The sequence below is a fragment of the Curvibacter lanceolatus ATCC 14669 genome, assembly GCF_000381265.1.
GTDB lineage: Bacteria > Pseudomonadota > Gammaproteobacteria > Burkholderiales > Burkholderiaceae_C > Curvibacter > Curvibacter lanceolatus.
On record NZ_KB906299.1, the window covers coordinates 1 to 9778 of the forward strand.

At 60.6% G+C, this 9778-nt stretch carries 9 protein-coding genes; 7 read left to right on the forward strand and 2 right to left on the reverse strand.

Going from position 1 to position 9778, the window contains the following annotated elements:
* Window positions 1-89: 89 nt before the first annotated feature.
* The 5 genes from F624_RS0131435 to F624_RS0131455 all read left to right on the forward strand — a co-directional run bounded on the left by F624_RS0131435 (window position 90) and on the right by F624_RS0131455 (window position 5084).
* Window positions 90-2144 carry a phage terminase large subunit family protein gene (locus tag F624_RS0131435; protein WP_019578333.1) on the forward strand — a complete coding sequence of 685 codons (2055 nt, stop codon included), beginning with the start codon at window positions 90-92 and terminating at the stop codon, window positions 2142-2144.
* A gap of 4 nt (window positions 2145-2148) precedes the next feature.
* Window positions 2149-2901 carry a hypothetical protein gene (locus F624_RS0131440; RefSeq protein ID WP_019578334.1) on the forward strand — a complete coding sequence of 251 codons (753 nt, stop codon included), beginning with the start codon at window positions 2149-2151 and terminating at the stop codon, window positions 2899-2901.
* Window positions 2902-2956: 55 nt separating this feature from the next.
* On the forward strand, window positions 2957-3271 hold the full coding sequence (locus F624_RS0131445) for a Mor transcription activator family protein (protein ID WP_019578335.1): 315 nt from the start codon (window positions 2957-2959) through the stop codon (window positions 3269-3271).
* Between the two features lie 97 nt (window positions 3272-3368).
* Window positions 3369-3590, forward strand: coding sequence for a phage head-tail joining protein (locus F624_RS33060; RefSeq protein WP_019578336.1), 222 nt, complete (start codon window positions 3369-3371; stop codon window positions 3588-3590).
* A 6-nt stretch (window positions 3591-3596) separates the two neighbouring features.
* The gene (locus tag F624_RS0131455) at window positions 3597-5084 is read left to right on the forward strand and encodes a phage portal protein (protein ID WP_019578337.1); all 1488 of its coding nucleotides are present in this window, start codon (window positions 3597-3599) and stop codon (window positions 5082-5084) included.
* Between the two features lie 8 nt (window positions 5085-5092).
* Here the strand turns inward: F624_RS0131455 and F624_RS35270 are convergent, their stop codons facing one another.
* Window positions 5093-6280 (reverse strand): hypothetical protein, encoded by a 1188-nt coding sequence (locus F624_RS35270; protein WP_157443737.1) that lies wholly within the window; start codon window positions 6278-6280, stop codon window positions 5093-5095.
* Window positions 6252-7295 carry a nucleoid-associated protein gene (locus F624_RS34555; protein ID WP_084679893.1) on the reverse strand — a complete coding sequence of 348 codons (1044 nt, stop codon included), beginning with the start codon at window positions 7293-7295 and terminating at the stop codon, window positions 6252-6254. Before F624_RS34555 ends, F624_RS35270 begins: the two co-directional genes overlap by 29 nt.
* A gap of 422 nt (window positions 7296-7717) precedes the next feature.
* On the opposite strand from F624_RS34555, the gene F624_RS35450 reads away from it, so the two are divergent.
* Both F624_RS35450 and F624_RS33065 read left to right on the forward strand, forming a co-directional pair.
* Entirely contained in the window at window positions 7718-8092 is a 375-nt protein-coding gene (locus F624_RS35450; protein WP_169426745.1) for a hypothetical protein, read from the forward strand.
* A partial coding sequence (locus tag F624_RS33065; protein ID WP_051107613.1) for a prohead protease/major capsid protein fusion protein occupies window positions 8028-9778 on the forward strand: 1751 nt, incomplete at its 3' end. The genes F624_RS35450 and F624_RS33065, both read left to right, overlap by 65 nt.

Sequence of the window (9778 nt, forward strand, 5' to 3'; positions counted from 1 at the left end):
ACCGCCCGCCTGGTCACCGAGCAGGTGGAAGCCATGGCCGATGCCGATTCCGACGACGACTCCACTACCGACACCGAAGGGCTCCCGTTTTGAACACGGCCACCGTCACCCTGCACAACGAAACCGCCCAGGCCATCGTGCGCTCGGTCCGCCTGGGCCTGGACAGCCTCCGCGCCGAAGTCCCCCAGCGCCTGAGCGAATGGGCCTCCGAGCACTTCAAGCTCGCTGGCGAAAGCTCCCACCAAAAGGGCGGCTGGGTTGGCTGGTCCTTCCAGACCGGCATCCTGGACTTCATGAGCGACGACCGCATCGAAGACCTCGCCGTCATGAAGTCCAAGCGGGTCGGCTACACCAAGATGATCACGGCCTTCGTGGCCTACAACATCGCCCACCGCCGCCGCAAGCAGGCTCTCTGGCAGCCCACCGACGATGACCGCGACTCCTACGTCAAAAGCGAGATCGACCCCGTGCTCGATGCGGTGGAGGCCGTGCGCAAGGCCCGCAAACAGGGCAAGGCCAACGAAGACACCATCAAGTTCAAGCCCTTCCGCGACAGCGTGCTGCACCTGCTCGGGGGCAAAGCCAAACGGGCCTATCGCCGCATCACGGTGGCCGTGGCCATCCTGGACGAGTGGAGCGCCTTCGACCAGTTGATCGAGAAGTCCGGCGACCCCGGCGGCCTGGCCAAGGGCCGGCTTGAAGGCGCGGCCTACCCGAAGTTTGTCGGCGGCTCCACCCCGGGGGTTAAGGGGCTGTGCCACGTTGAACGCGCCTGCGACAACTCCGAAGGCTATGTGCGCTTCCACATTGCGTGCCCCCACTGCGATGCCGAGCACCCACTGATGTGGGGCGGCAAGGAAAGTCTTCACGGCTTCAAATGGCAGCGTGGCCAGCCCGACACCGTGCGCCACATCTGCCCCCACTGCCGCGAGCCCATCACCCAGGCTGACTACCTGCCCGGCGGCCAGCCCATGGCCGGCACCTGGGTCTGCAGCAAGACCGCCAAGCGCTACGGCCCTGACCGCGTCTGGCGCGACAGCCAGGGCCTGCCCACCCGACCTCCCAAAACCCTGGGCGTGCAGGTCTGGGCCGCTTACAGCCCGCAGCGAAGCTGGGCCAGCATCGTCAAAGAGTTCGAAGAGGCGGTGTCGGCCCTGGAGAAGGGCGACCCGGGCCCCATGCAGCTCTTCGTCAACGAAACCCTGGGCGAGACCTGGGAGGTCAAAGGCGAGCGCAGCGACGAACACGCCCTGCAGGCCCGGGCCGAAGCCTTCCCCCTGTGCCAGGTGCCCGTGGGCGGTTTGGTGCTCACCGCCGGCGTGGACGTGCAGCGCAACCGCTGGGAGATCGCCGTCTGGGCCTGGGCCCGGGGCCTGGAGTCCTGGCCCGTGGACCACCACATCATCGAGGGCAACCCCGCCAGCGAAGAGGACTGGCAGCAGGTCACCACCTACCTGCAGCGACGCTACCCCCAGGCCTACCACGCGGGCAGCCTGGGCCTCTCGGGCATCTCCATCGACTCCAGCGACCAGACCCAGGCCGTGTACAACTGGGTGCGCAAGAACCAGCACCAGCTCCCGTGCCTGCGAGCTGTGAAGGGCCGGGGCGAAGAGGGCGTGCCCGTGCTGGGCCCGGCCAGCATCCAGGACATCAACTGGAATGGCCAGAAATGGCCCCAGGGCGTGAAGCTGTGGAACGTGGGGGTCGACACCGCCAAAGACCTGCTGCTGGGCCAGCTCGCCATCCCCACTCCGGGCCCGGGCTATGTGCACTTCAGCCAGGACCTGCCGCGCGAGTGGTTCGAGCAGCTCACGGCCGAGCAGCGCATCCTGGCCAAGCTCAACGGGCGGGATACCTACCGCTGGGTCAAGCGCCGCCCGCGCAATGAGGTGCTGGACTGCCGCAACTACGCGCTGCACTCGGCCATGAGCATCGGGCTGCACCACCACAGCGACCGCAAGTGGCAGCAGATCGAGGCGGCGGTGCAACCGGTCAATGCCGATCTGTTCAGTGCGCCGCTCCCTGCCAAGGTTCCGGCCATCCCGGTGGCCCCCGAGCCAAGCCCGCCCCGCCCCGAAGAACCCCAAGACCGCGGCTACGCCCGCCGCCGATCTCCGGCCCCGACCTTCACCCGCGCCTGGTAACCCTATGAAAATCCACGCCCAGATCAACTTCCCCGACCCCGCCCGGCTGGTGGGCGAGCTGGCCAAGCAAACCCGCTTTGCCCTGAAGACCGCCCTCAACACGACTGCCACCCAGGTGCGCGACAGCCTGCGCTCTGAGATCCAGCGCACCATCGACCGGCCCACGCCCTACACCTTGAACAGCCTCTTCATCCGGGCTGCCACCACCCAGAATCTGGAGGCCACGGTCTGGCTCAAGGACGAACTGGCCACCTCCAATGCCGGCACCCCGGCCACCCGCTACATGCTGCCCCACATCGTGGGCGGGCAACGCACCCTCAAGCGCTTTGAACGGGCCTTGCAGATCACCGGCCAGATGCCCAAGGGCTGGTATGCGGTGCCAGGGGCCGGGGCCCGGCTCGATGCCTTCGGCAACATGAGCGCAGGCCAGATCATCCAGATCCTGAGCCAGTTGCGGGTCACGCTGACGGCAGGCTTCACCCGCAACATGTCGACGGATGCCCGCAGCAAGATCGCCGCCCAGCGCAGGGCCGGTGGCCGCTTCTTTGTGGTGATGCCGGGCGCCAAGGGCCTGCGCCCGGGTGTGTACCAGCGCGAATTCATGGGCCGCCAGGTCACCCCGGTGCTGATCTACGTGACGGCCGTCAATTACCGCAAGCGCCTGGCGTTTGAGACGGTGGGGCAGCGCATTGCGGATGCGCACCTTTTGAACAACTACCGCCAGGCGTATGCGCAGGCGCTTGCCACAGCGCGATAAGCCGAACTGCCTTCCTCTCTTCTTTTGCCTCTTCTCCTGCCGAATCACTTCAGCAATGACCCCTCCCAAGACCACGCCTGAGCCCATCACTGAACTTGACCTGTTGGACCGGATCTTTGCCTACCTCGAATCCCAATTGCCGGAGGCCTCCCGGGCCATGTGCAACATCGATCGCCTCAAAGCCGACGTCCGGTCGGAGTTTGCTGGCATCGAGTGCTACATCCCGGCGCTGCCCCGTGTTGAGCGTGACAAACGGGCCCAGGACGTGCTGCGGCTGTTCAACGGGCGCAACGCCAGCGAGGTGGCCCGGCAACTCAACATCGGGCGAACGACGGTCTACCGAATTCTCAAACAGCCTGGGAACCGGTAGCCATCGTTCAAATGTTGTCCCACCTTTCCTGGAAATGGAACAGCGGCTTGGATAAGTTGGCGGGGCAACACCCTGAACCCCGACCACTCCCCCCCCTATGGCCTACACCCAAACCGACCTTGACAACATCGACACCGCCATCGCCACCGGCGAGCTGGAAGTGGAGATCCACGGCCCCAACGGCCTGCGCAAGGTGCGCTACCGCAGCATTGGCGAATTGAGATCCGCCCGCGAGCACATCGCCAGCCTCCTGACCCGGGCCAGCTCGCCCCGCAACCCGGGCGCTTGGCGTGTTGGCTTCTCCACTTCGCGGGAGTGATGGACCATGGCCAACCTTCTGGATCGCCTGATCGGCGCCTTCAATCCCCAGGCCGGCCTGCGCCGCCACCAAGCCCGTGAGCTGCTGCAACGGGCCTACGAAGGGGCCAGTACCCGAGATGGCTGGCGACCCCGCCGGGCCGGTGCCAGCGCCGACACCGACCACCGGGCCGATGCCGCCACTTTGCGCGTGCGGGCCCGCTCCCTGGTCAAGAACACACCCTACGTCGCGCGAGGCCTCGGCTCGATGGTGGCCAACGTCATCGGAACCGGCATCAACCCGCGCAGCCTGGGCAAGGACGCCAAGCGCATCACTGCCCTGTGGCAGGAATGGTCCAAGGTGGCCGATGCCGATGGTGTGCGCAACCTGGGCGGCCTGCAGGCGGCTGCGTACCGGGCCATGGAGCAAGACGGCGAGGTGCTGGTGCGCCTGCGAGCCCGTCGGCCCAGCGATGGCTTGCCTGTGCCCCTGCAGCTCCAGCTCTTGGAAATCGACTGGCTCGACAGCGCCAAGGTGGGCAGCCATGGCGCCAACACCATCATCAACGGCATCGAGTACGACCCGTTGGGCAAGCGGGTGGCGTATTGGTTGTTTGACCAACACCCTGGTGAAGTCCTGGGCCCGCGCATGGCCAGGACCAGCAGCAGCCCGGTTCCGGCCGAGCGCATCATCCACCTCTTCAACCCCGAGCGGCCAGGGCAGGGCAGGGGCTTCACCCGCCTGGCACCCGTCATCAGCCGGGTGCGCGACCTGCAGCTCTACGAAGACGCCGAAGCCCAGCGCAAGAACCTCGAATCGCGCCTGTCGGTGATCGCCAGCGGCGACGTGAATTCCATGGGGCCGCTGGGACCAGAAGACCAGCGCACCCCGGACCAGAGATCCGAATCAGGCGACCTGGGCACCTTGAGCAGCGGCTCCATCATCCAGGTCCCTTCGGGCCTGAACATCACGACCGTCCAGCCCAATGCGGTGCCGGGTTATGTGGACTACGTGAAGCTGCAACTGCACCTGATCGCGGCCGGCATGGGCATCACCTACGAAATGCTCACCGGAGACGTGCGTGAGGTGAACTTCAGCAGCGCACGGGTGGCCATCCTGGAGTACCGGCGCAACGCTGAGCAGTTGCAGTGGCTCACGCTGATCCCGGGGCTGTGCGAGCCCATCTGGCGGGCCTTCATTGATGCGGCGGTGCTGGGCAACATCCTGAAGAGCCCGGATTACGCCTGCGACTGGGCGACGCCGAAGTGGGACTACGTGAACCCGGTGCAGGATGTGGCGGCCGAGCTCGATGCCATCGCGGGTGGGCTCTGCACCATCAGCGAAAGCCTACGCCGTCGGGGCATGGAGCCGGAGCTGTTCTTTACCGAGTACAAGGCCGACTTTGAGAGGCTGCAGCGGGATGGGACGCTGGACTTTCTGATGATGTTGCAGAAGGGGCGGACGATGGGCGCGGGGCACGGACAGCCATCTATGCAGAGTGAGGCAAAGGTATAGATTAAAGATTAGAGTTTTGCTTGAGTGAGCATCCAAAAAACAGCAAATCCTAGAATCCACGCAACAATAGCTATAAGAGCAATTATGGATAGGGCCACCTCGTGCCAGAATATGCGAGATCTCAGTTTGTTGAATATTTCGCTGAATCTTGAGGCTAATTCAACATTTTGCTTTTTCAATGACGCTTCGCTACGATCAACTTCCTCTGATATTACATCCAGAGAGTGTTTTTGATTCCATAGTGCTATAAATAATAGGGCGCAAAATATGGTTGCGCCAACCATTATGGCAATATTTATCCAGAGTTGGCCGGGTGTTGTTGTAACTTCTTTGAACTGGGTGGCCACCACAATAGTTGATATTGGTATGCCTAATAGTTGACCTTGTATATCGGCAAGTGTTTTGTGAATTTTTGCTGTGTATTCAATACGCATTTCTTCAGCTTCGTCTCGAATTTTGTCAAATGAGAATGATGCTGCGAATAATCTGTATCCATCGTCAAAGCGAACTTTTAGTTCTGCTATTTTTATCAATAGCTGATTGAATCTGTTTTCGCTCGGTGTGTTGGCGAGTAGTTCGCAAACGGCAGTGCAGCATATTTCTCTGCGCTGGGTGCTGTGTCCATCGTTAAGCTCAAGTGCCTCAGCTAAACTGCGGGCTGCGACCAAATCAAATTTCAGTAGTGTGTCTGCGCTATAGCTAATTGGTACGTCAAATCTTCCATTTCGCAAAAATATTAATACGCTCTTGCGATGGTCAAATAACGCAGCAGAGGATTCAAATGCGGAAACTAATTTTTTGATGGCTTCAATGCGAGAGCAAAGATCGGAGTTGGTCTCCCAGCTGCCAATATCCTCGTTAACTACATACCAACTGTGTTCTGCTGTGCCTGCAGCGATTTCACGATTTCGAAGTAATGCCTCAATCGATTCCAGCACCAAACCAATGCTAGTACGAGGAGACCCAAAACCCAAGTGAAGGACGTCTCCAACATTGATGGAGTCTGAGTCGCCATGTTCAACCAAGCATGGAAAAGCATCCGCATTACCTTCGGATAGAACCTCCCGAAGAAGCTCAGCCATTGCTGTATCCTTGACTTCAATTTCGCCATGCAGTCTTCCGTCACGCCACTGGCGAGACTGCATCTGACGAAACAGTGTCGTCAAATCAATCAGCGATATTTTCTTCTTCTTCATTTACGGAAAACTCAGCGCGCAAATTGGCAAGGACTTCTGGTGGTAGGTTTTGGATGATGAGTGTTTCATCGTCCGGGTTAAATCGAATAGTATGATCCTGAATTGCCTCGCGGTCAAATTCAAGCTTCCAGTTGGATGCCTTTGCCGAGAAACGGGTCAAGCCATCTAGTCCTCGTTTTCTAGGAATAAATCCATCTGCTATCGGTGGGTCAGCTTGTGCGAAAGAATTTTTTAATTCGGCTGGTTCTCTTGGCCAAACACGATTGGCCAACTCAGAAAGATCAAGCGGCTGCTTTGCAGTGGCTTTGTCTTCCGCAAATTTATATACTTCTCTAAGCAAATTTTCATGCTCGGCTTTCGGTAAGCCTTGTTTTGCTGAAAATTCTTTTACTGCTTTTACAAGGTTGCGTGTGTCGTTGAGGTCTTCTTGAACAGTTGAGCAGCCCAAAAATTTTTGGAAATATTGAGAGACCTCGTTCTTTTTTCCTTTGAGAAAGCTAATGTATCGTTCCGTGTTTCCCTCACCCCAGGTCGTAAGATTAACTCGTCCTGCGAAACGGATTCCATCGACGTCAAGATATGGCGATTGGATAACTTTCAAATCTTCATTGATAGTCGTTCCGGCTTTATTGTTCAATATGACGACTACTGCCCAGCGAACGTTGGCAGCGCTAGAATCTGCAATTAATACATGACCACCTGTTGCGAAGTTCTCGCCATCGGATTTGTCTTTTAATACCCTCATTAATTGCTTTGATATTTCTAAAAAATCCGCATTTTCATTGTCTCTAAGGGATTTTAGGTGTAATTCGGCAGAGACTGGGGAGAGTTCTGGGTCAAACTTCCCATAGCTTTTCGCTTCTCGACTGCCATATACGGCATGAACTTGATTCACTAGGGTCTGGAGTGGCTCGTCTTGGATATCTAAGCTAGCGCGTGCTTCGACTATTCGAGCAGGGGCTCCAGCAGCTTTTTCAAGTTTGTGGACCACAGCGTTTAGCAGTTTTTGAGTCATTTTTTCCTTCCTTATCCGATGATGTTAACCTCGTGCGCCGCCGCCCGGGCTTTGGTCGATCGATGTCAACGCCGTCGGTGCAATTGGATCAACGCATGTACGTCGCTTTCTTTGCCGTGTTCTCGAGCGACATTGAGTTCTTATCTCCCCACGAGCAGCTATCGAAGGAGAGCTCATCAGAGGCCGGATGAGCTGTAGGTAGCTAGTGTGCTATGGGCAGCTTGCTAGCAAGCGGGTTGGAGTCAAACTAGAGCCATGTGCATTGTGTTTGGGTACCTTCTCTGGTGACTACTTCAAAATGTCTCGGCCAGAAGGTTATCAACTGTCGTGGTAACAATAGCGCCTAGCCGGTTTACTCGACTCTAAGAAAAGTCGTCCCACTTTTCCTGGAAACGGAACAACTCGGACAGCACGATCAGTGCATGTCCGAGACCCCAACCCCTGAGATCCAGACCCGCCGCGAGGCCCTGCCACTCGCTGGCCGCCAGATGGAACTGCGCGGTTTCCAGCGCTCACAGGCGGACAACTCCGCCCCTGATTCCTCCCCCCTCGCCACCGCGCAAATCGTCTTCACCACCGGTGCGGGCGTGAAGTGCTTTGACTGGTTCCGCGACCGGGCCTATGTCGAAGAACTGGTGGTGGAAGAGGGCGCTATCCGCTTGGATCGTCTGCGCCGGGGGGGCGCCGCTCCTGAACACCCACAGCCAGTGGAGCCTCGAGGCCCAGCTCGGCGTGGTCGAAAACCCCATCATTCAAAACGGCCAAGGCACCTGCAGCGCGACCTTCTCGCGCCGTGAGTCGGTGGCTGGCTACGTGCAAGACGTGGCTGACGGAATCATCCGCAATGTGTCGGTGGGCTATGTGCGCCATCGCATCGAGATGGTGGCCCCAGCGAACGAGGGCGAGCTGTGGCGTTACCGCGTGGTCGATTGGGAACCTTACGAGGTCTCCCTGGTGCCCATCCCCGCCGACATGGACAGCCAGATCCGCTCCGGTGCTGGTGCTGCTGGTGCGACTTCTGCCCCTGGCGCCGATGGCGCAGCCCCCTCAGACCAGGCCTTCCAGCTTCGCACCTTCCCCTGCGAGTTCATCGAGACCCGCGCCCATTCCCTGCCCACGGTGGGCCTCTCCGCCGAAACCCAAACCCGAAAGGATTCCTCCATGCCTCAGAGCACTGATGCCGGCGGCAGCACCGCCACGGCCCCCGCTTCTTCGTCCTCCTCGTCCGCAGCCCCTGAAGCCGGCACCGTCGCTCAGCGCAGCCAGGCTGATGCCGCAGCTCAAGCAGCCATTGCCGCAGCTTCTGCCGCCGCCGACATCACCGATCTCTGTGCCCGCCATGGTGTGGCCCACCTGGCCGCTGGCCTGATTCGCTCGGGCAACTCGGTGGAGCAGGCCCGCAGCTCGGTGCTCGATGAGCTGGCCCGCCGCGACGCGGCCAGCGGTGGCCACCGAAATGTCCAGGGCGGGCAGGGCGGCCAGATCCAAACCGTGCGCGATGAGATGCAAACCCGCATGGCCGGCATCGAGCAGGCCATCTTGCACCGCGTCGCTGCGCAAACCCAGTTGGACGACAACGGTCGCCAGTACCGGGGCATGAGCCTGCTAGAGCTGGGCCGCGACTTCCTGGAGGGCCACGGCGTCAGCACCCGCGGCATGGACCGCCTGACGCTCGCCACCCGCATGCTGCACTTCCGAGCCGGTGGCATGAACACCACCAGCGACTTTCCGTCGCTGTTTGCCAACGTGGCCAACAAGCGCCTGCGCAGTGCCTACGACGAGAACCCCGGCACCTATGCGCTCTGGGCCCGCCGCGCCCCCAATGCGCCCGACTTCAAGAACATCACGATCACCGCGCTCTCGGCCGCCCCCGACCTGCTGCGCACCAATGAACACGGCGAATTCAAGTACGGCTCGATGAAGGACGGCGCCGAGTCCTACCAGGTGCTGACCTATGGCCGCATCGTGTCCCTGTCGCGCCAGGCCATCATCAACGACGACCTGCGGGCCTTTGACCGCCTGGTGAGCGCCTTCGGCTTTGCCGCCCGACGTCTGGAGAACCGTCTCGTCTACGCCCAGCTCACGGCCAATGCGGCGCTGTCTGACGGCACCACGCTCTTCCACGCGGATCACGGCAACCTGGGCACCGGTGCTGGCAGCGCTCTGCAGTTCACAGCCCTGTCGGCCGGCCGCACCGCCATGCGCCTGCAAAAGGGCCTGGCCGGTGAAGAGCTGGGCATCGCGCCGAGCTACCTCATCGTGCCCGCGTCCCTCGAGCAGACCGCCTATCAGCTCACCAGCAGCAACTACGTGCCGGCCCGCCAGGCAGATGTGAACGAGTTCCGCAGCGGCGGCCGCACCTCGCTGGAGCCCATCGTCGAGCCCCTGCTGGACGGCAACAGCACCACCGCCTGGTACCTGGCTGCGAGCAATGCGCAGGTCGACACGGTGGAGTACTGCTACCTGGACGGCGCCGAAGGCCC